The organism is Vibrio owensii, from assembly GCF_002021755.1.
Taxonomy (GTDB): Bacteria; Pseudomonadota; Gammaproteobacteria; order Enterobacterales; family Vibrionaceae; genus Vibrio; species Vibrio owensii.
Map to the genome: position 1 here is coordinate 2,544,947 of NZ_CP019959.1, position 21,361 is coordinate 2,566,307.

Genomic DNA, 21,361 nt, shown 5'->3' on the forward strand with positions numbered 1-21,361 from the left:
AAAGCGAAAACGTTTCCCTTCTTATTGTGAGATAACTCACAAACGGGAGTGAATCAATGATGAATCTTATAAGAAAGTGTGAGGGTGGCATTACTTTAATTGATTCTGCATGAGTATAATTGCCCCCGCTTTATAGCTCCATTTTGTAACACGCCAATAAATAACTTATAAGGAAGTCATAAACTATGAGCCTGTTTATGAGCCTAGTCGGTATGGTAGTGCTTCTTGCTATTGCATTTGCATTCTCATCTAACCGCAAAGCTATCAACTTTAGAACTGTGGGTGGCGCATTTGCTATCCAATTCATCCTTGGTGCATTTGTTCTTTACGTACCTTGGGGCCGTGATCTACTAAACGGTTTCTCTACTGGTGTTTCTAACGTTATCAACTACGGTAACGATGGTTCATCTTTCCTATTCGGTGGTCTTGTTTCTGACAAGATGTTCGAAGTATTCGGCGGCGGCGGCTTCATCTTCGCATTCCGCGTTCTTCCTACACTGATCTTCTTCTCTGCACTGATTTCAGTTCTTTACTACATTGGCGTAATGCAGTGGGTTATCAAGATTCTTGGTGGTGCACTACAAAAAGCGCTTGGCACTTCTCGTGCGGAATCAATGTCTGCAGCAGCTAACATTTTCGTAGGTCAAACTGAAGCACCTCTAGTTGTTCGTCCATTCGTACCAAAAATGACTCAATCTGAGCTATTCGCGGTAATGTGTGGTGGTCTAGCATCTGTAGCTGGTGGTGTACTAGCAGGTTACGCTTCAATGGGTGTTCCTCTAGAGTACCTAGTAGCTGCATCATTCATGGCAGCACCAGGTGGTCTACTATTCGCTAAGATTCTTCACCCAGAGACTGACCAGCCTCACGAAGACATCGAAGAAGCAATGGACGGTGGCGACGACAAGCCAGCTAACGTAATCGACGCAGCAGCGGGCGGTGCGGCTTCTGGTCTACAACTAGCACTAAACGTTGGTGCAATGCTAATCGCGTTCGTAGGTCTTATTGCTCTTATCAACGGTATGCTAGGTGGCATCGGTGGTTGGTTCGGTATGCCTGAACTAACACTAGAACTTATCCTAGGTTACGCGTTCTCTCCACTAGCATTCCTAATCGGTGTTCCATGGGACGAAGCAGTTGTTGCTGGTTCATTCATCGGTCAGAAACTAGTAATCAACGAATTCGTTGCATACTTGAACTTCACACCTTACCTAGGTGAAGGCGCTCAAGTAGTTGCGGCAACTGGTGAAGTAATGTCTGAGAAGACAACAGCTATCATCTCATTCGCACTATGTGGCTTCGCGAACCTTTCTTCTATCGCGATTCTACTTGGTGGTCTAGGTAGCCTTGCACCAAACCGTCGTTCAGATATCGCTCGCATGGGTATTAAAGCAGTTCTTGCTGGTACGTTGTCTAACCTAATGGCAGCGACTATTGCAGGCTTCTGCCTTAGCCTTGCAGCACTTTAATTAGAATCGGTTCTTAATATATAGACGCCGTTTTAAATCATGCCCTGTAGCAAGAGATTGCTGCGGGGCATTTTTCGTTTTTCGGGCCTAAAAAATTAACCGCACGTAGGTCTACGTGAGTAGCTTACGCAGTCGGTGGAATAGGGGCTGGGAAATTTTGAGATACAAACCGTTTGCGCTCTATTTGGTGCTACAGTTTTGCGGTGAAACTCTATAATGTAGTAATCACGAATTCGTGGTTATGATGACCACTTAATCACAGAGTGAATACTACGTACTCGATGGGCAAATGAATTGCCCTGCAATATCAAATCTCACAAGCGTTTTATTGTTTGATGTGATATTAAAGACACCGCAATCATAGATTGTTGTGCCATAGGCCAAACTGGTACTGTGCGGTGACAAGGATAGCAATTGGTATATGATTTTTCGCAGTATATGCCGAGTCTTCAGGGAACCAAGTCCGTTCATTAATAGACTGCTTAGCTAAAATCTCACGCTGTCTCTACTTGTTGATTATAGTTAGAGAAGCGATGTGAAGCTGAGTAGTGAATTTTTTGAATATTGATCGGAGATAGAAATGAGCGATTTAAAAGCAGCAGCGCTACGTGCACTGAAACTTATGGACCTTACTACGCTAAATGATGATGACACTGATGCAAAAGTGATCTCACTATGTCATGACGCGAAATCAGCAGTAGGCAACACAGCTGCAATCTGTATTTACCCTCGCTTTATTCCTATTGCTAAGAAGACACTTCGTGAGCAAGGTACGCCAGAAGTTCGTATCGCAACGGTAACGAACTTCCCACACGGTAACGACGATATCGAAATCGCAGTTGCTGAAACAAAAGCGGCGGTTGCTTACGGTGCAGACGAAGTAGACGTAGTTTTCCCATACCGCGCTCTAATGGCGGGTGATGAGAAAGTTGGCTTCGAACTAGTTAAGCAATGTAAAGAAGCTTGTGGTGACATTCTTCTTAAAGTGATCATCGAAACAGGTGAACTTAAAGAAGAAGCACTAATCAAGAAAGCATCTCAAATCTGTATCGAAGCAGGTGCTGACTTCATTAAAACTTCAACTGGTAAAGTGCCAGTAAACGCAACACCAGAATACGCTCGCATGATGCTTGAAGTTATTCGTGACATGGGTGTTGCAGAAACTGTTGGTTTCAAACCAGCAGGTGGTGTGCGTACTGCTGAAGATGCAGCGGCATACCTAGCAATGGCTGACGAAATCCTAGGTGACAACTGGGTTGATGCTCGTCACTACCGCTTCGGTGCGTCTAGCCTGCTAACAAACCTACTAAATACATTAGAAGTATCGGACGAAGTCGCTGATCCAACAGCGTACTAATTCCAACAATACGTCTGAACGGTAGCACCAGCTTTGGTGCTACCAAACCTCTTCTATCCTACTTATACCATGGCTCAAAATGAGCTTGGGAGGCACTAATGTATTTACCACAAGAAATTATCCGTAAAAAACGTGACAGCGAAGTTCTAACAGCCGACGAAATCAACTTCTTTATTCAAGGCGTAGCAAACAACAGTGTATCTGAAGGTCAGATCGCCGCTTTTGCTATGACAATCTTCTTCAATGAAATGACGATGCCAGAACGTATCGCACTAACCTGTGCAATGCGTGATTCAGGTATGGTTATCGATTGGAGCCACATGAACTTTGGTGGTCCAATTGTCGATAAACACTCTACTGGTGGTGTGGGTGACGTGACTTCTCTAATGCTTGGCCCAATGGTGGCAGCATGTGGTGGTTTCGTACCTATGATCTCTGGTCGTGGTCTTGGCCACACGGGCGGTACGCTGGATAAGCTTGAGTCTATTCCGGGCTACAACATCACGCCGACAAACGACGTATTTGGTCAAGTAACCAAAGATGCAGGTGTAGCAATCATCGGTCAAACTGGTGACCTAGCGCCAGCGGATAAACGCGTTTACGCGACTCGCGATATCACAGCGACAGTAGATAACATTTCACTGATCACGGCGTCGATTTTATCGAAGAAGCTTGCTGCAGGTCTTGAATCTCTAGTAATGGACGTAAAAGTAGGTTCTGGTGCATTCATGCCAACTTACGAAGCGTCTGAAGAGCTAGCAAAATCAATCGTTGCGGTAGCAAACGGTGCTGGCACTAAGACAACCGCTATCCTAACGGATATGAACCAAGTATTGGCATCTTCTGCGGGCAACGCAGTCGAAGTACGCGAAGCGGTTCGTTTCCTAACAGGTGAATACCGTAACCCTCGTCTACTTGAAGTAACCATGGCTTCATGTGCTGAAATGTTAGTACTTGGCAAACTGGCTGAGAACACAGAAGACGCGCGTGCGAAACTAATGGAAGCGCTAGATAACGGCAAAGCGGCTGAGTGCTTCGGTAAGATGGTCGCTGGTCTAGGTGGTCCTGCGGACTTCGTAGAAAACTACGATAATTACCTAGAGAAAGCGGAAATCATCAAACCAGTATACGCAACAGAAACGGGCGTTGTATCTGCGATGGATACTCGCGCTATCGGTATGGCTGTGGTTTCAATGGGCGGCGGTCGTCGCGTTGCGACAGATGAAATCGACTACGCGGTTGGTTTCGATAACTTCATCCGTCTTGGTGAAGTAGCAGATAGCGACAAACCTCTTGCGGTCATCCACGCTCGCACTGAAGAGCAGTGGGAAGAAGCAGCAAAAGCACTTCGCAGTGCAATCACTGTAGGTGGTGAGTACACACCAACTCCAGAGGTTTACCGTCAAATCCGTGCAGAAGATCTTTAATCGAATAAGTAATTACACAAGGCCTACTCAACCATAATAAGAAGCCGAGTGGGCCTAAGGAACGAGCAATGAAAAGAGCATTTATTTTAGTACTAGACTCATTCGGCATCGGCGCAGCTGCAGATGCAGAGCAATTTGGTGATGTAGGTTCAGACACACTAGGTCATATCGCTGACCAGTGTGAGCAAGGCTTAGCGGATAACGATCAGCGTAAAGGCGCACTTCGTCTTCCAAACCTATCTAAGCTTGGTCTGGCAATGGCACATAAAGAGTCAACAGGTCGCTTCGCACCTGGACTAGACGCAGACGCTGAAATCATCGGTGCATACGGTCACGCTGCAGAGCTTTCTTCAGGTAAAGACACACCGTCTGGTCACTGGGAAATTGCAGGTGTGCCTGTTCTGTTTGATTGGGGTTACTTCACTGACAAAGCAAACAGCTTCCCGAAAGAACTGACTGACCGCATCCTTGAGCGTGCAGGTCTTGACGGTTTCCTAGGTAACTGCCACGCATCTGGTACTCAAGTTCTTGACGATCTTGGTGAAGAGCACATGAAGACTGGTAAACCAATCTTCTACACGTCTGCTGACTCTGTATTCCAAATCGCATGTCACGAAGAGACTTTCGGTCTAGACCGTCTACTAGAGCTTTGCCAAATCGCACGTGAAGAGCTAGAAGATTACAACATTGGTCGTGTTATCGCGCGTCCATTCGTTGGTGCTGGTAAAGGTCAATTTGAGCGTACTGGTAACCGTCGTGACCTTTCTGTTGAGCCACCATCAGCAACGGTTCTACAGAAACTTGTTGAAGAGAAGCAAGGCAACGTGGTTTCTATCGGTAAGATTGCTGATATCTATGCAAACTGCGGTATCACTAAGAAAGTGAAAGCGACAGGTATCCCTGCATTGTTCGAAGCAACGCTAGAGCAAATCAAAGAAGCGGGCGACAACACCATCGTATTCACTAACTTCGTAGACTTCGACTCAGCTTACGGTCACCGCCGTGATGTAGCGGGTTACGCTGCTGCGCTTGAGTACTTCGATGGTCGCATCAACGAAGTGCTGGATATTATGGAAGAAGACGATGTGCTGATCCTAACGGCAGACCACGGCTGTGACCCAACATGGCCAGGTACAGACCACACTCGTGAGCACATCCCAGTGATTGTTTACGGTAAGAAAGTACCAGCAGGTTCACTAGGCCGTCGTGATAGCTTTGCAGATATCGGTCAAACATTGGCGACTTACTTCGGTACTTCTCCAATGGATTACGGTAAGAACTTCCTATAATTAGATAGGTTTTTGAAAACTAGGAGCTTGATTGCTCCTAGTTTTATGTTCGCAGCATGAAAATGTTGCTTGTCGGAAATGAGAATATTCTAGCTTAAGCCGCCGATAGCAGTGCGGATCGCTAGAGACAGGTTAAGGAAAAGAAACATGGCAACTCCACATATCAACGCAGAAATGGGTGCTTTCGCAGACGTCGTTCTAATGCCGGGTGACCCGCTACGTGCAAAGTACATCGCAGAGACTTTCCTTGAAGATGTAGTTCAAGTGTGTGACGTTCGTAATATGTTTGGTTACACAGGCACTTACAAAGGTCGTAAGATTTCAGTAATGGGCCACGGTATGGGTATCCCATCTTGTTCAATCTACGTGACTGAACTGATCAAAGACTTCGGCGTGAAGAAAGTGATCCGTGTAGGTAGCTGTGGTGCTGTGAACGAGGACATCAAAGTACGTGATGTTGTTATCGGTATGGGCGCATGTACAGACTCTAAAGTGAACCGCATTCGCTTCAAAGGTCATGACTTTGCCGCTATCGCTGACTACAAAATGGTTCGTGCAGCAGAAGAAGCAGCAAAAGCTCGCGGCGTAGACGTGAAAGTAGGTAACCTATTCTCTGCTGAGTTGTTCTACACGCCAGATCCAGAAATGTTCGACGTAATGGACAAGTACGGTATTGTGGGTGTTGAAATGGAAGCTGCTGGTATCTACGGCGTTGCAGCAGAGTACGGCGCGAAAGCTCTGACTATCTGTACTGTTTCTGACCACATCAAAACTGGCGAGCAAACGACATCTGAAGAGCGTCAAACGACGTTCAACGACATGATGCTAATCGCACTAGATTCAGTATTGCTAGGTGACGAAGAGTAAGGACGAACAGTCTTCTATTCTTTTGCTTATCAGCATAAAAAAACAGCCCGCAGTCGCGGGCTGTTTTGTTTTCGGAATTTGCTTTTCGAGTTACTTGGTTAGCAACAAGTTTTCGCCTTTCTTACGACGGATCGGTTGTCTGCGTAAAATCATGATGAACAACATGCCACACGCGAAGCTCATTAGTACCATCATGTACATGTAGCGATCACTCTTGCGGTAATGGTGATCAGAAATAGCGGTGACTCGACCAGTTTCAAAGGTCACTCGCACAAAGCCAATCACTGCGCCATCCGACAACACTGGCTCAACGAGCTGCTGGCGTCCAATCGATGCGGTCGCGAGTGGGGTATCTAATCCCAACACCTCACGCACTGACAATGCTTCTTCACTCGATGCCAAACGCACACCTTGTGCATCATAAATGGTTGCATCAAATACCAAGCGGTCTTGAGCAAGCTGGTTAGTGAGCTTGAGTAGACGTTCTTGGTCTTTATTGATGATCATCTCGCCGGCTGATAAGGACGCCTGCGAGATCAAAACTTTGGTCAGGGTTTCAAGCTGTTGTGCTTGTATTTTCTCATTACCCTTACTGATCACGACACTGTTTTTGATGGTGACAAAAAGCATCACACATAACAGGATCAGAGCCAGAATTCGTAGGGCATTCCTTACTGAGAACAAGGATTCACTCATGCTCTTTACTCGTCCATTCAAATCAAAACAAAGACTTGCCTTTTTAGCTTGTTAAGGTAACGTTTTAGCAAAGTCACAAGGGATTATATACATGGACGCGCCAAAAAGCTTGCCTATCAGAAGGCATACGACTCTTTTAAAACGACTACCCGAAACTCGCTTCGCGACACAGCTCGATAAAGCCAAGGCGAATTGGATTGTGTTTGGTGAACATCTTGAACCCCGCAACTTCGAAGACATCGACTTCTTTACTGGCTTCTACAACCCGATTTTAGACACTTGGAAAGTTGGTCAATATGAAGTGGCTCTAATGGCGGGCAACCTGACACCAGAGCATGAAACCATTCTGAAAGGCTTAAATCTGGATTATGCCTCTCTGCAGGAAGTGCCAGATCTTTCTGCGCCGGGTTTGGTCGTGTTCGATATGGACTCAACCGCGATTCAAATCGAGTGTATTGACGAAATCGCTAAATTGGCAGGTGTCGGCGAAGAAGTTGCAGAAGTCACTGAGCGCGCCATGCAAGGAGAGTTGGATTTCGAACAAAGCTTACGTCAACGTGTGGGTAAACTGAAAGGTGCCGATGAAGCCATTCTTGAACAGGTACGTGGCCAACTGCCATTTATGCCAGATTTCGAAGCGCTGATTGCAACGTTTAAAGCGCTTGGCTGGAAGACCGCCATTGCCTCGGGTGGTTTTACTTACTTCTCTGATTTCATCAAAGACAAAGTGGGCTTGGACTTTGCGCAGTCTAACCAACTGGAAATCGTGGATGGCAAGCTGACCGGTGAAGTACTGGGTGAGGTTGTATCAGCTCAGACAAAAGCGGATATCTTGGTTGAGCTTGCGGAAGAATACGAAATCGAACAACACAATACCGTTGCCGTGGGTGATGGTGCGAACGATTTGGTGATGATGGCGGCGGCAGGGCTAGGTGTGGCTTATCACGCTAAACCTAAAGTTGAAGAGCAAGCGCAAACCGCGGTTCGATTTGCAGGTCTAGGTGGTGTGTTGTGTATCCTTTCTGGCGCTTTGGTTAAGCAGCAGAAAATCAGCTGGAAAGCGAAACCTTAGCTAGAGCTTCTTCCACATTAACATAGAAAAACACCGCCATCTCGGCGGTGTTTTGTTATTCCGTTAGCTCTAAGCGAACAATCACTTCTTCGGTAATGTCTTCAAATTCACTGTAACCAACTAGGGCGGTCAGCTCTTTTTCTAACTTACTCGCCTGATGAACACCAAATTGGGTTAAGTCGCTCAAGTCTTGGCGTAGCAAGGAAGTCATCGGATCGAAGATCGGCGCCGTTGAAATGCGTGTGGCGTAAAACTCGCCCATCATGCGCGCTTTCTTAATGAACTGAATACGCTCTTTGACGCTGGTGAAGTCTTGCTGCATTTTCGAGTCAATAGCGGTTATCTTATTGCCGACTTTACTTACGCTGATATAAATGTCTTGGTGTCGAGCCTGTGCACCATCAATACGCTTTATTGGGTCGGCGATTAATGTGTTTGAGCGTCCTTTAAAAAGGGGCTCTAACGAATACTGCTGATTATGACCAAGACGAGCATACAACTCGATATGTTTTGCTAACGGTAAGTTCACCCCAATTACAGGGGTCTTCACTGAAGATGCGGCACTTTTACTGATGAAGATTGGCGTGCTCAGCGTTCGTGATAACAACACACTGTGCAGTCTTTCTAGTAGCGCATTGCTTGGCAGCATCTCTTTCTGCGGGATCAGCTTGTCTTGGTTGTGCTCAATAATGCTGTTGAAGAAAGCGATCACTTTCATGGTCTTGCTTTGTTCATCAATCACCAGTTGGACACTTCGACCATCAGGGCTAACGCGAATGACACGGTAAGGCACATCTGAAAGTGGCAACTTCTTATCGTAAAGCTGTAACTCTCTATAGTTAATTCGAACCTCTTGCCCTGAGCGCAGCGCGGTAGGCTCATCCAATCTGAGGCCTAAACCTCGCTTAGAAATATCCGCGGTAAAGCCAGCAGCTTTAGCGTTGCCAGTATCAAGCACCAATGGAGTTTTGAATCGATAACGAGGTTCTTTACGGCGAGATTGAGCATCGAAGTAAATCCCTTTTGGATTACCAAGGATTTTTCTCGGTTGCCTAAACTCATTCAAGGTGTTTGCAGGAACACGAGGTTTTTCGGTCAGCAAGTAATCTTGGCCTGACTTCTCATCGGCAATCTCTTGCAAGATGCCAACGTGCGTCAGCTTTTGCGAGCTTTCGGCCAACTCAGAAGAAAACGCGGCAAGGTCTTCTTTCTCCTGTTGAGACAGCTCGAAAATCGAGATACGGAAAGCACGCCAACTTGCTCGTTTTGCTCCTAGGTGCCAGAACAATTGACGCTGTTCTCTGGTTGCCTCTGGGCGCAGCATTGAATAGAAGTAGGTTTTGCTTTCATGTTCATGAGTGAAGGAATACAACACGTTGGTTGCGCCTTTCACGCCGGGAGCAATCAGGGAAGCCATTCTCTTTGGATTGAATAGCGAACCAAACACTTGTTGGTTGCGTTCATCATGCCAGTATTGCCAAAGCTTTTGGTTGTTTGGCGTTAGCATTGCCAGTTTGAGTTCACTGCCTTCGAAAAACAGCGGCAGGTTACTGGTGTGCTTAAGCGCAATGTGCTCATAACCACGCGTGCGGGCACGGATGATTTTATCTTGATTGTCATGGCGAGCGCGTTTTGCTGCGCTGTTGAGCGCTTCGTCAATCACACGTGCAACGACATTCGTTTCCGTTAAACGAATGGTTCTTAGGTAACGAACGGCATCATTTTCATAGCAATCATCCACGGCCAAGACGCGATAAGTGATCGGTTTTTCTACGCCCGCAACCTGAGACTTACTGGCAAACTCAGTAAAAGTGACTTGGATGACTTCGCCCAAGCTGTATTTGAAAGCACTTGGAACCTTGAATTTTGCGCCTGAACTGGAAAGATCGATACTCAAACCGTGAATCACTTGCCCTTTAGGGCGGATGATTTCGACTTGAGATTGTACCTTTAAGCGTTTTTCTTGGCGTTTTAGGTCATAACCAAGGTGGACAGGTTCTGCCAGAAATGGGCTTTTCGGATCGGTCAGTGATTGTTCTTCACTTTTACCATTGTTTTTACTCATCACGCGGAAGTTATTGCGCGTGTTGACCAAGGCTTCCCACATACCTTCGGTATAAGCGCCAAACTTCTTCAGGTTCTTGTGGTAAGCATTAAAAGCAACGTCATCCAACCAATGCGGGATGCCATCTAATAGGTATTCACGACATTCACCTTTCACTCGACCTCGTAAATCAATGCTCTTTTTACAAGGTGCCATGACACGGTTGAGTTCCATCTTAACTAGGATTTTGGCTGACGGCGGTTCACCCTCGGTCAATTGACCAAGGACAAAGTCAAAGTCATCAGTGCCATAAACAGGGATGAGTCGTTCTGCGAGCGAGAGAATTTCAGATTGCTGCATTATTTCTGTTAAAGTATGTCGTTATTCGAATTATATCGGCTAAGCAAAGCAAAACTTAAGTATATCAATAGTTCATGTCCGATAAGGTCAGACATGGCTGTGTTTGGTCACATTTGTTAAAAAAATCGAGGCATCATGGCGAAAGCAAAACGAGCGTATGTTTGTAATGATTGTGGCGCGGATTTCCCACGTTGGCAGGGGCAGTGTAATGCGTGTGGTGCATGGAATACGATTACCGAAGTTCGCATAGCGGCATCGCCAACTGTCGCGCGCAACGAGCGCTTATCTGGTTATGCAGGATCTGCTACGGAATCAAAAGTTCAAACTCTGTCTGAGATTGATCTGCAAGAAGTACCGCGATTCACCAGTGGCTTTAAAGAGTTAGACCGTGTGCTTGGTGGGGGCGTGGTGCCTGGTGCTGCCATTCTGATCGGTGGCAACCCTGGTGCAGGTAAATCGACCTTGCTATTGCAAACCATGTGTTTACTCTCAGCACAAATGCCAACGCTTTATGTAACAGGTGAAGAATCCCTTCAGCAGGTAGCGATGCGTGCTTCTCGTCTTGGTTTACCAAAAGAGCATCTAAAGATGTTGTCGGAGACCAATGTCGATAAAGTCTGCCAAATCGCAGAGAAAGAGCAGCCTCGAATTATGGTTATCGACTCGATTCAGGTAATGCACGTCTCAGATGTTCAGTCTTCGCCGGGAAGTGTGGCGCAGGTGCGTGAATCAGCGACCGCTTTGACGCGCTACGCAAAGCAAAACAATGTTGCCGTCTTTATTGTTGGTCACGTAACAAAAGATGGTACCCTTGCAGGTCCGAAAGTGCTTGAGCATATTATTGACTGTTCTGTGCTGCTCGATGGTGGCACCGATAGTCGCTTCCGTACACTTCGCAGTCACAAAAACCGTTTCGGTGCAGTGAATGAGTTAGGTGTATTTGCCATGACGGGGCAGGGACTGAAAGAGGTCAATAACCCATCGGCTATCTTCCTTTCCCGCGGTGAAGAAGAAACTTCGGGTTCCTCTGTTATGGTGGTATGGGAAGGCACGCGCCCTCTATTAGTAGAGATTCAAGCGCTGGTGGATTATTCGCAACTGGCCAACCCTCGTCGTGTTGCCGTTGGCTTGGAACAAAACCGCCTCTCTTTATTACTCGCTGTCCTGCATAAGCACGGTGGCCTTCAAATGGCTGATCAAGACGTATTTGTGAATGTCGTCGGTGGCGTAAAAGTGACAGAAACCAGTGCTGACCTTGCGTTAGTTATGGCGCTTTTGTCGAGCTTCCGCGATCGCCCATTACCGAAAGATGTGGTCGTATTTGGTGAGGTTGGCTTGGCGGGTGAGATTCGCCCTGTGCCAAGTGGACAAGAACGCTTAAATGAAGCATTCAAGCATGGCTTTAAGAAAGCAATCGTCCCTGCGGCAAATATGCCTAAAGGTGGCATTCCTGGTATGCAAATCCACGGCGTGAAAAAATTATCAGAAGCGATTGAAGCATTTGATGAGTTGTAAACGCCATTTTGTGCCCCAATTTAAGGGGTAACAATAATGTTGAATCTGTCCTCATTATTATCGAATAGAGCACACAAATTGCTAAGTTTGACTATTATTTGAGGACGGAAAATTTACGTTAAAATTTTTTTTCTTCCATCCGCACGCAAGGGTATCAGTATTGACAGAATGTGATATACTCTGCGCGCACTTTATACCTTATTAACAGAGTAAGACAATGACTGATTTATCAAAATACAGAAACATTGGTATTTTTGCTCACGTAGACGCGGGTAAAACTACCTCTACAGAGCGTATCCTAAAGCTAACTGGTAAGATCCATAAGATCGGTGACACTCACGACGGTTCAACTACTACTGACTTCATGGAGCAGGAAGCTGAGCGTGGTATCACAATCCAGTCTGCAGCAACAACTTGTTTCTGGAACGATCACCGTCTAAACATCATCGATACTCCTGGACACGTTGACTTCACTATCGAAGTTTACCGTTCTCTAAAAGTACTTGACGGTGGTATCGGTGTATTCTGTGGTTCTGGTGGTGTTGAGCCTCAGTCAGAAACTAACTGGCGTTACGCTGACGAATCACACGTATCTCGTCTGATCTTCGTTAACAAACTAGACCGTATGGGCGCTGACTTCTACAAAGTTGTTGACCAAGTACAAAACGTTCTAGGTGCTACTCCACTAGTAATGACTCTACCTATCGGTATCGAAGAAGATTTCGTAGGTGTTGTTGACGTACTAAGCCAACAAGCTTACGTATGGGACGAGTCTGGCCAGCCAGAGAACTACGAAGTTCAAGACATCCCTGCTGATCTAGTTGAGAAAGCGGCTGAATACCGTGAAATGCTAATCGAAACAGCTCTAGAGCAAGACGAAGATCTAATGATGGCTTACCTAGAAGAAGGCGAAGAGCCATCTCTAGAAGACATCAAACGTTGTATCCGTAAAGGTACACGTGACCTAGCATTCTTCCCAACTTACTGTGGTTCAGCGTACAAGAACAAAGGTATCCAACTTATTCTTGACGCGGTAGTAGATTACCTACCATCACCAACAGAAGTTGATCCTCAGCCTCTAACTAACCCAGAGACTGGCGAACCAACTGGCGAAGTTGCAAAAGTATCTGCAGACGAGCCACTAAAAGCGCTTGCGTTCAAGATCATGGACGACCGTTTCGGTGCTCTAACGTTTATCCGCGTTTACTCAGGCCGCATGAAGAAGGGTGACACAATCCTTAACTCTGCAACTGGTAAAACTGAGCGTATCGGCCGTATGGTTGAGATGCACGCAGACGAGCGTAACGAAATTGATTCAGCACAAGCTGGTGACATCATCGCTGTAGTTGGTATGAAGAACGTTCAAACTGGTCACACTCTATGTGATCCTAAGCACGAATGTACTCTAGAACCAATGATCTTCCCAGATCCAGTAATCTCTATCGCAGTTAAGCCTAAAGATAAAGGCGGTTCTGAGAAGATGGGTATCGCGATCGGTAAGATGGTTGCAGAAGATCCATCATTCCAAGTAGAGACTGATGAAGAGTCTGGCGAAACTATCCTACGTGGTATGGGTGAACTTCACCTAGATATCAAAGTAGATATCCTAAAACGTACTTACGGCGTTGAGCTAGAAGTAGGTGCTCCTCAAGTTGCTTACCGTGAAACAATCACTCAAGCAATCGAAGACAGCTACACGCACAAGAAGCAGTCTGGTGGTTCTGGTCAGTTCGGTAAGATCGACTACCGTATCAAACCAGGTGAAACTGGTTCAGGCTTCACGTTCAAATCAACAGTTGTTGGTGGTAACGTACCTAAAGAATTCTGGCCTGCAGTTGAGAAAGGTTTCGCATCTATGATGGAAACTGGTGTTCTAGCTGGCTTCCCAACTCTAGACGTAGAAGTTGAACTATTCGACGGTGGTTTCCACGCAGTTGACTCTTCAGCTATCGCTTACGAAATCGCTGCTAAAGGCGCATTCCGTCAGTCTATGCCTAAAGCTGGCGCGCAACTTCTTGAGCCAATCATGAAAGTTGACGTGTTCACTCCAGAAGATCACGTTGGTGACGTAATCGGTGACCTTAACCGTCGTCGTGGTATGATCAAAGACCAACAAGCTGGTACTACTGGCGTACGTATCAAGGGTGATGTACCTCTATCAGAAATGTTCGGTTACATCGGTACTCTACGTACTATGACTTCTGGCCGTGGTCAGTTCTCTATGGAGTTCTCACACTACTCGCCATGTCCAAACAACGTTGCTGAGCAAGTAATTGCTGACGTTAAAGAGCGTAACGCTAAGAAGTAATTCTTAAGTTAACTCTGTAAGACATCAAAGCCCCGCCTAGTGCGGGGCTTTTTACTTTCTGTCGGTAACCCCATCTATGGGGCCTTGCTACATCTATTACTGACTTTATACTTCTTTTAACTGAATCGTTTCAAAATCTCGGACAGTGTTGCGTTCGAAATCAGCAATCTCTTCTTTTATCCACTGGCTAAACAGCTGTGCTTTTTGGCGCTTTAAGTAGCCGGTCGGGGCACAAAGGTAATACGCATATTTCGGTTGTATGCCTATGTCCCCAATTCTTACCAGTTTTCCTTCTTGGATATATCGATAAGCCAAACTGTGCTTGACCAAAGCTACGCCTTGCAACGACAAAGCGCCTTCTAAGACTAGGTGTGAACCACTGTATTTGAGGGTTGGCTTCGCCGCTTTATGACCTAGTGTATTGAGCCACAAGTTCCAGTCTAAATCTGGCCAGAGGTCTTCGATTAATTCTGCTTTATCTAAATCTTCAACACCGTAGATGCCGTGTTCTTTTTGGTAAATGGGATGGCAAGCAGGGTAGAAAACTTCATCCATCAACCACTGTGATTCAAGGTTCGGATAATCGCCATGCCCATAGCGAACGCAAAGGTCTATCTGACTGTCTTGAAATGACACCAACTCGTTGGTTGGTTCCATCAGTAAAGAGATATCCGGATGACGTTGCCGAAAAGCGGTGATTCTTGGTACCAACCAATGGTGTGCAAAAGAGGGAAGCGTAGAGATGGAGAGGTGATTCGGGTTGGGATCTTGATTAATCAGCCGTACACCTTGCTGAAGATGGTTGAATCCTCGCCCAGCTTGGGCAAACAGTAAATCGCCCTCTGCGGTAAGGAGTATCTTTCGGTGTTGGCGGACAAATAAGTCGGTACCGAGAAACTCTTCCAACTGACGTATCTGCTGACTAATCGCGGCTGGTGTGACAAATAGGTATTTGGCAGCGGCTTTAAAACTGCCTTCCTTTGCCGCGATGTAGAAGTAGTACAGCCCTTGTAACGGAGGCATACGTTCTTTCACGTTAGTTTTCCTTAACTCAGTGTCAGATTCTATCGTTTGAGAATAGCAGGGTACTCACTGATTATTAAGTGGTCAATGTGAATGAATCGAGGAGGATATATGAACAATGCAACGCAAACCTGTGGCCAGCTAGCTTCGAAGCCACGCAAGAGTTTAGTTCAGTATATCTTTTCCAAGTTAGCCGTATGGAGAAAGAACTACCGTACACGACGTCATTTGTCTGAATTACCTCGCCACCTTTTGGATGATATCGGTTACAACGAAACTGAAGTCCAAAAGGAAATTCAGAAACCGTTTTGGCGGGGTTGAACTTTAGCTAAAGAAAAAGCCAGCGAATAATCTAACGCTGGCTTTGTATTCAATGGTGTCACCTTTAAGGCATGGCTTTTACTTCAACCGTTATCGTATCTTGGTATTTACCGGCTCGGGCAAAGTCCGCATTACCAATAGTGACCTCAAACGGTATCCCCCAGTTTTTTACTCCACTTCTATTTGAAAAAGAGAAAGTAGAATTGTTGCTCGCTGGGGTGTTATTAATACGAAACGTATAAGGAATTTTCAGCTCTTTTGATGCTTTGTTCGTGAGGGCTCCATATTTTTGCTTTACTCGCACTTTTACGTTTGAGTTGGAGATTAAATCGAACTCAGCTAAGTATTTTTTATTGCTTTCGATCGTACCAAGCTCAAGAGCATAAGCGTTTGAGCCCATTCCTCTCAGTGTGCTTGAGTTTGTTGATGCCGTAAGTGACACAAACGCTGGGATGTTCAGTTTTACGGTTTTTCTTAGACGCTTCGTTCCACTCTCTAAGATCATTTTGGCATCTAGTTGAGCTGAATAATTACCAGCGTTTGCAAGCTTCGCTTTTGGGATTTTTATCCACATTCGAGTTACAGGGCTATTTTCCAAAGGCAAGCCAAACCCAAACCTTGGCTCATAGCGAAGCTGTCTGAAGTTCTTGTCTAATAGCTGAGCTTCTAAGGTATCAGCGCGATTTTTTAAAACGCCCTGTTTTCTATTGTCTAGGCTAACAAAAGTCAGCCTAGGGCTGCATTGTTGTAGGTTTTTCGATAACTGAATATAAACAGGAATATTGGCACTTAAATCCTGATTAAACTGGATATTATTTTTATCGATATTGATAGACCATTTACCGTCACAGTCAGCTAATGCCAATGCAGGTAAAAAAAGCAAGAGTATGAGGTATCTATATCGTGTTCTCATAATTTAGCCCTCTTCGTATGTAACAGAAGGAAGATATATCAAATTATCTTTCACATCTGGTATTGAAATTGATATTCCTGAGCCACCTAAACTATTAATTTTTAATAAATACTTACCAGGTGCGATGCCTTCAACAACAAACCTACCAGACTTGTTTGTAAAAATTTGATAATACTCATCGTTTCCAGTTAACGTACCTGTAGCTAATTCTATTGGTTTTCCAGATACGCTAGAGATGATTGAACCAATGACCGTCTTAGAAGCAGCTGAGCCTATTTGTATTAGATGCCCTGTTGCAGAGCCAGGAACAATTGTTCGTTGATAATCTCCAATATTGTAGCCCGGAGGTGCGTTTGGGGCGGTGACGAAGGTGCTAGATTGAATATGTCCCGTTGAAAGCCCAACAGCGTTGCTGATTCTTGGTGTTGAAATAGCCTCTGGTGGATCTTGCGCAAATGCGTTTATTTCAACATCTGATTCTAACGATTCATGTATATTAACTATCGCTACAGGCCCAGTTAGTGGACGTGATAGGGCTATGTGTCCATCTGCTAAGGTCAAGCCAGTACTTGCTCTTAGCGCGATACTTTGGTTTGAACTGCTGTCGTCAAAATGTGTGTAGTCATACTCTGTATCAACAAGGAATCTGTTCCCAACATAGTTACCTTCTAGTCTACCTGTTGTGGACTCATTGTTTCCCTCGACAGTAACACCGTAACCATAACTTCCTACATAATCATCAGAGTTTCTTTGGAGTTGCCCCCTGTATGTGTCTGGTTCATTTGAGTAGCTAACGTTTGCACTGTATACGCCATCATTCGAACTCCAATCCCACTCGACAGAAGCTAAGAAGCGTGTTTCGTCTATATTTTCATTCGGATTATTTTCTTGCTCTACACCTAAGCTTACGTTCCAATCATAGTAACGCCATATGAACTCACCACTTGTTAGCCATGTAACTTCTTGCTCTTCAAAATCGTCATACTCGCCTGATAAAGATAAATCTAGGTCGGTAAAAATATTGATTACATAGTTTCCAAAGAAGCGATAACCTGTGGAACTTTCGCTGTCTTCCCAAGGTATTGAAAAATAATCTTGTTGAAACTCGAATCCAAGTCGAAGGTTAGGTGTGCTGTAGTTGTCAGCTCCCCAAATCTGATGGGAGTAGTCCAAGCTAGTAATGGTGCCTATCTGTTCATTTGGTTTGTTGTTAACTGCAGAGGCTCTTATTCCCAGATTTCCAAGCGATGTCCCTAGGGTGGTAATAAAGCCGATTTGTTGTCCATCTGGGTGTCCGATACCATTTAAGCCGACAGTTAGGTAGTCATTTATCCCATATTCATAGAATCCAGAGGCTATATAGTCATCAGAGTCATAATCAAACTTATTATTTTCAATCGTTGAGAGCAGGCCCGCATAGAAGCCGAAATCTGAAATGTCAGCACGTAGTAAACGAGAGTTAAAGAATTGACTATATACAATGGTGTCTTTTTTCCCTGACTGATAATCGACTTCTATTCTAATATCGTTGGTACCTGAAGAGAGGGGCAAGTCGTCTAAATTATAGCGGCCAGGTGGTAGACGAAATTCAGTCAAAAATATATCGTTGATGTATATTTCTATGTTGGCACTTTCATTCAATACTAATGGTTGTGTTCCCCCATTCTGGATGTTACGCGTTGGTTGTAGGTCTTGATAAAGCCTTTCGAATGCAACACCGCCAATGGGAAGACTTGGCAAGTGACCTGGACTTTGTGGTGTAACATCTCCTAGCGTTACCCGCCAAGGATTCTCTGGTCGATCAAAGAAGAGTCTTACCTCTCCGCGATACAGCTCTGTACTTTCTGAATCATTCCCCGAAAGAAAAACCGAGTACTCAAAGTTCGCACCATGGTAACCACCAATATTGCCATATGATATCCATTCTCCTAGCCAAGTACCGAGGTTATCTATGTCCTGGCCATCGTTGTAATCATAGGTAGCTGAAGCATTGAAATTGTTTTGCCAAAACCAAAACGCACTCTCAGAGTATTGAGCTGGCTCATATTCTTCTCCAAAAGTAATGTTGAGTTGTCTAGATGCTGATTCAGCTACATCAACAATGACTATCAACTGGGTTTGATCAAATGCTAACTCAATTCCAAGTGTTTTTAGCTCGTCAATTGTTAAGTAAGGTTTACGAGTATTTAAGATTGCTTCTCTCGTTTCTTCTGAAGCAAACTCTTTACTTAATTCAGCAAGTTCAATGGTATTCACTGCACTGATCGAGGTACCATCTGATAGCGTGGTAATTTCCCCAATTTCTTGCTCTGACCAAAACAATGGAAAGGGAAAAGGGAACTCCTGAGCTAGGGTAGTTGGACTTGATAAAACAAGTACCCAGGCATAAAGAAAACGACACATAAGCTCTCTCCGCTATTGAGCAAGTGAAATTTGAGTCGCTTTGTTTACGTTTGTAGGCACCTTGAATTGCGCCTTCGAGCCTGGCATTAACCAAGAGCCTGAGTCTTCATTGAGATCTCGCCAAAAAAATGTTTTGTTTCCGCTATCAGTTTTTATATCAAAAGCAAGATCGTACATATCCAAGATTCTGTTTCCTTTGTTCTCGACCTGAATTTTGTTGTCCGCCAGAGAGACTTTTGGTTCAGGTTTACCATTGCTTGGGGAAACGAACGCTATGGTTGAAATATCTATTAGCATGTTTACAGTGGAGCCATCACTTTCTTTATCTGCGTCAAGGTCAAGTTGACTAAATACAATCCGATAGACAGCGGTTGTAGATAAGGGACTTTTAGGAATGAACTTAACTCGGAAGTTTTGTATCGCAGCGCTGGGAATTTGCGCTTGGGGCGGGAGAATAAGGAACTCATCCTCGGCTGGCGTTAGAACTTCTTCGCCATCTTTATATTCAACTTTGAAAGCACTGACTTCTACAGCAATAGTTTTTTGCTCGACGTTACCAATAGTGTAGTTGCCACTAGATTGTCGGCCTGTATCTTCAAGGTCGAGATACATTGGACTCACTTCATAGCTGTATGCGTTGAAAGTAGTTGCTAGAAGGGAACATAGTACACAAACAAACTTTTTCATAATTCTCTCCTTGAAAAAGCTTGGCTCATCTGTGAGCCAAGCTTCCGTATTAATGTCTGTGTCCAACTAAATATTATGTTCTACATTGGGCTTTTCGCTTTCAAGTGAACTCGGATCACGTCACGATATTTACCAGCTTTAGCAAAGCCAGAACCTTGTGGTTTCACCGCTAAATCCATTTTTTTCACTTTGTTGCGTAAGTGGACACCGTTGTTATTGACTTTCTTGTACGCAGAGGTTTTAACACCAGTGGTTTTCATTACCTCTGAACCGTTTAAGAAAATTTTGTAGTTGATGATCTCGCCGTCATTGTGAACTCCTTTACCTTCCAAGCCTCGTGCTTTGAACGTAATTTTCAGTTTCTCACCGTAATTACACCAAGCTTTAAGGTGACCGATATCCACACGTTTGTTCGATGCTTTAGAAATTTGGCCATGTGCGTTTTTCGCATATTTCAAAATGTTGTTAGGCATCGCTCGATCATTGATACGTAGTAAGCAGCGCTCTGGCACTCGTCCTTTCAGTACGACAGTTTTCGAATCGGTTGCTTCTAGCTTTTTGAAGTTAATAGTGTTGTTAAACTTCGCAGCTGAAGCTCCAAATGCCACAGACGAAACAATCGCCGCTAAAACTAATTTTTTCATAACTCAATCCCTCGTTAGTAATGAATGCATATCGTTGCATCGCTCTACTAGCTTATGAGGGGAGGAGTCTCTCAACCTCACCGACAAAGGTGAGATGATGTTATTAGTTAGGGTGAAAAAGGGGTGAACTTGGTTCAACTCAATTTAATTTCACCCTGACTAATGTTGAATTAATCAATAATCCTTTTTAATTTCTTATAGTTAGCTTAGAACTGTTCTTTTGCCATTGCCATTAACTCGTAGCGAGAATGTACATCCAATTTATGTAATACGTTGGACGCATGCGTCTTGACGGTATTCACGCTCACATTTGAGTGCCGAGCTATCTGCGTATTGGAGAGGCCTTGGAGCATGAGTTTGCACACTTCACTCTCTCTTTTAGTGAGTAAGAATTTAGAGCTAAGCTCTTCAGCTGCGACGACTGGGTTTTCTGTGCCCTGCTGATAGTGATGAATGGCTTTATTTAAGATGTGACGTGGGAACCAAACATCACCATTAGCAACTGCAGAGACGGCTTTAGGTAAGAGTTCTAGCCCATGACAGATTTGGCCAGAGTAGCCTTTCTCAAGCCATTCTAGTGATGTTTGTGAACTAACGTTGACTGCTATCCATTTCTCATCTCTTTCATTAGGTGCGATACCGTAGCGTTTTGGACAAGGCATGGTCTGTACATCGAATAAGACAATGGTGTTGATGGTGTCTTCATCCATTTGGGTGAAGCGATCGCTATTGACGAAATTGACATATGGAAAAGAAACTTTGATCAAGTCGCGAATCACCCTTGAGTATGAATTATCACGACTCAATAGGTGGACAACAAAATGCTGAGTACTGAATTCCATGGCAAATATTCCCTTAGGTCTAGATTTTAAAATTGTTATTAACCTAGTTCTCAACGCGTTGATGTATAAAGTATTTATTGAATAGACTGCAGTGCACGATTCATTTGTATTCATAATTTGTTGA

At 44.7% G+C, this 21,361-nt stretch carries 17 protein-coding genes; 9 read left to right on the forward strand and 8 right to left on the reverse strand.

From position 1 onward, the window contains the following. Window positions 1-185: 185 nt before the first annotated feature. From A9237_RS11740 to deoD, 5 genes are all read left to right on the forward strand, one after another. Window positions 186-1,469, forward strand: coding sequence for a NupC/NupG family nucleoside CNT transporter (locus tag A9237_RS11740; RefSeq protein WP_005431894.1), 1,284 nt, complete (start codon window positions 186-188; stop codon window positions 1,467-1,469). 580 nt (window positions 1,470-2,049) lie between these two features. After that, a complete protein-coding gene (gene deoC / locus A9237_RS11745; protein ID WP_005449122.1) occupies window positions 2,050-2,826 on the forward strand; it encodes a deoxyribose-phosphate aldolase in 777 nt (258 codons plus the stop codon). 98 nt (window positions 2,827-2,924) lie between these two features. Continuing rightward, window positions 2,925-4,253: a thymidine phosphorylase gene (gene deoA, locus A9237_RS11750; protein WP_078608224.1), complete on the forward strand. Its 1,329-nt coding sequence runs from the start codon at window positions 2,925-2,927 to the stop codon at window positions 4,251-4,253. Between the two features lie 68 nt (window positions 4,254-4,321). Further along, a complete protein-coding gene (locus tag A9237_RS11755; RefSeq protein ID WP_009707516.1) occupies window positions 4,322-5,542 on the forward strand; it encodes a phosphopentomutase in 1,221 nt (406 codons plus the stop codon). A gap of 147 nt (window positions 5,543-5,689) precedes the next feature. Continuing rightward, the gene (gene deoD, locus A9237_RS11760; protein WP_005439515.1) at window positions 5,690-6,409 is read left to right on the forward strand and encodes a purine-nucleoside phosphorylase; all 720 of its coding nucleotides are present in this window, start codon (window positions 5,690-5,692) and stop codon (window positions 6,407-6,409) included. A gap of 90 nt (window positions 6,410-6,499) precedes the next feature. On the opposite strand, the gene A9237_RS11765 is transcribed toward deoD, so the two are convergent. After that, window positions 6,500-7,105, reverse strand: coding sequence for a YtjB family periplasmic protein (locus tag A9237_RS11765; protein WP_027726522.1), 606 nt, complete (start codon window positions 7,103-7,105; stop codon window positions 6,500-6,502). Window positions 7,106-7,196: 91 nt separating this feature from the next. Here A9237_RS11765 and serB point away from each other — a divergent pair, with 91 nt between their 5' ends. Then, window positions 7,197-8,177, forward strand: a complete 981-nt coding sequence (gene serB / locus A9237_RS11770) for a phosphoserine phosphatase (protein ID WP_045414517.1) — start codon at window positions 7,197-7,199, stop codon at window positions 8,175-8,177. Between the two features lie 55 nt (window positions 8,178-8,232). On the opposite strand, the gene A9237_RS11775 is transcribed toward serB, so the two are convergent. Then, window positions 8,233-10,581: a PilZ domain-containing protein gene (locus A9237_RS11775; protein ID WP_078608225.1), complete on the reverse strand. Its 2,349-nt coding sequence runs from the start codon at window positions 10,579-10,581 to the stop codon at window positions 8,233-8,235. Between the two features lie 135 nt (window positions 10,582-10,716). Between A9237_RS11775 and radA the strand changes: the two genes are divergently transcribed. Both radA and fusA read left to right on the forward strand, forming a co-directional pair. Further along, a complete protein-coding gene (radA, locus tag A9237_RS11780; RefSeq protein WP_078608226.1) occupies window positions 10,717-12,096 on the forward strand; it encodes a DNA repair protein RadA in 1,380 nt (459 codons plus the stop codon). A gap of 217 nt (window positions 12,097-12,313) precedes the next feature. After that, window positions 12,314-14,404 carry an elongation factor G gene (gene fusA / locus A9237_RS11785; protein WP_039840239.1) on the forward strand — a complete coding sequence of 697 codons (2,091 nt, stop codon included), beginning with the start codon at window positions 12,314-12,316 and terminating at the stop codon, window positions 14,402-14,404. Between the two features lie 105 nt (window positions 14,405-14,509). Here fusA and A9237_RS11790 read toward each other — a convergent pair whose 3' ends face one another. Next, window positions 14,510-15,439: a LysR substrate-binding domain-containing protein gene (locus A9237_RS11790; protein ID WP_078608227.1), complete on the reverse strand. Its 930-nt coding sequence runs from the start codon at window positions 15,437-15,439 to the stop codon at window positions 14,510-14,512. Window positions 15,440-15,538: 99 nt separating this feature from the next. Here A9237_RS11790 and A9237_RS11795 point away from each other — a divergent pair, with 99 nt between their 5' ends. Beyond that, window positions 15,539-15,748: a DUF1127 domain-containing protein gene (locus tag A9237_RS11795; protein ID WP_078608228.1), complete on the forward strand. Its 210-nt coding sequence runs from the start codon at window positions 15,539-15,541 to the stop codon at window positions 15,746-15,748. A 64-nt stretch (window positions 15,749-15,812) separates the two neighbouring features. On the opposite strand, the gene A9237_RS11800 is transcribed toward A9237_RS11795, so the two are convergent. From A9237_RS11800 to A9237_RS11820, 5 genes are all read right to left on the reverse strand, one after another. Further along, on the reverse strand, window positions 15,813-16,661 hold the full coding sequence (locus A9237_RS11800) for a hypothetical protein (protein ID WP_078608229.1): 849 nt from the start codon (window positions 16,659-16,661) through the stop codon (window positions 15,813-15,815). Window positions 16,662-16,664: 3 nt separating this feature from the next. Beyond that, window positions 16,665-19,064: a fimbria/pilus outer membrane usher protein gene (locus A9237_RS11805; protein WP_078608230.1), complete on the reverse strand. Its 2,400-nt coding sequence runs from the start codon at window positions 19,062-19,064 to the stop codon at window positions 16,665-16,667. A gap of 12 nt (window positions 19,065-19,076) precedes the next feature. Next, the gene (locus A9237_RS11810; protein ID WP_078608231.1) at window positions 19,077-19,751 is read right to left on the reverse strand and encodes a fimbrial biogenesis chaperone; all 675 of its coding nucleotides are present in this window, start codon (window positions 19,749-19,751) and stop codon (window positions 19,077-19,079) included. Between the two features lie 80 nt (window positions 19,752-19,831). Continuing rightward, complete coding sequence (locus tag A9237_RS11815; protein WP_045403882.1) at window positions 19,832-20,395, reverse strand: hypothetical protein; 564 nt, start codon at window positions 20,393-20,395, stop codon at window positions 19,832-19,834. Window positions 20,396-20,601: 206 nt separating this feature from the next. After that, on the reverse strand, window positions 20,602-21,237 hold the full coding sequence (locus A9237_RS11820; protein ID WP_038894250.1) for a response regulator transcription factor: 636 nt from the start codon (window positions 21,235-21,237) through the stop codon (window positions 20,602-20,604). Between the last annotated feature and the right edge of the window lie 124 nt (window positions 21,238-21,361).

Excerpts from the sequence above, each read along its gene's own strand:
- A9237_RS11815 (WP_045403882.1), bottom strand. The coding sequence starts at position 20,395 with ATGAAAAAATTAGTTTTAGCGGCGATTGTTTCGTCTGTGGCATTTGGA.
- A9237_RS11740 (WP_005431894.1), top strand. The coding sequence starts at position 186 with ATGAGCCTGTTTATGAGCCTAGTCGGTATGGTAGTGCTTCTTGCTATT.
- A9237_RS11810 (WP_078608231.1), bottom strand. The coding sequence starts at position 19,751 with ATGAAAAAGTTTGTTTGTGTACTATGTTCCCTTCTAGCAACTACTTTC.
- fusA (WP_039840239.1), top strand. The coding sequence starts at position 12,314 with ATGACTGATTTATCAAAATACAGAAACATTGGTATTTTTGCTCACGTA.
- radA (WP_078608226.1), top strand. The coding sequence starts at position 10,717 with ATGGCGAAAGCAAAACGAGCGTATGTTTGTAATGATTGTGGCGCGGAT.
- deoD (WP_005439515.1), top strand. The coding sequence starts at position 5,690 with ATGGCAACTCCACATATCAACGCAGAAATGGGTGCTTTCGCAGACGTC.
- A9237_RS11820 (WP_038894250.1), bottom strand. The coding sequence starts at position 21,237 with ATGGAATTCAGTACTCAGCATTTTGTTGTCCACCTATTGAGTCGTGAT.
- A9237_RS11795 (WP_078608228.1), top strand. The coding sequence starts at position 15,539 with ATGAACAATGCAACGCAAACCTGTGGCCAGCTAGCTTCGAAGCCACGC.
- A9237_RS11765 (WP_027726522.1), bottom strand. The coding sequence starts at position 7,105 with ATGAGTGAATCCTTGTTCTCAGTAAGGAATGCCCTACGAATTCTGGCT.
- A9237_RS11755 (WP_009707516.1), top strand. The coding sequence starts at position 4,322 with ATGAAAAGAGCATTTATTTTAGTACTAGACTCATTCGGCATCGGCGCA.
- serB (WP_045414517.1), top strand. The coding sequence starts at position 7,197 with ATGGACGCGCCAAAAAGCTTGCCTATCAGAAGGCATACGACTCTTTTA.
- deoC (WP_005449122.1), top strand. The coding sequence starts at position 2,050 with ATGAGCGATTTAAAAGCAGCAGCGCTACGTGCACTGAAACTTATGGAC.
- A9237_RS11800 (WP_078608229.1), bottom strand. The coding sequence starts at position 16,661 with ATGAGAACACGATATAGATACCTCATACTCTTGCTTTTTTTACCTGCA.
- deoA (WP_078608224.1), top strand. The coding sequence starts at position 2,925 with ATGTATTTACCACAAGAAATTATCCGTAAAAAACGTGACAGCGAAGTT.
- A9237_RS11805 (WP_078608230.1), bottom strand. The coding sequence starts at position 19,064 with ATGTGTCGTTTTCTTTATGCCTGGGTACTTGTTTTATCAAGTCCAACT.
- A9237_RS11775 (WP_078608225.1), bottom strand. The coding sequence starts at position 10,581 with ATGCAGCAATCTGAAATTCTCTCGCTCGCAGAACGACTCATCCCTGTT.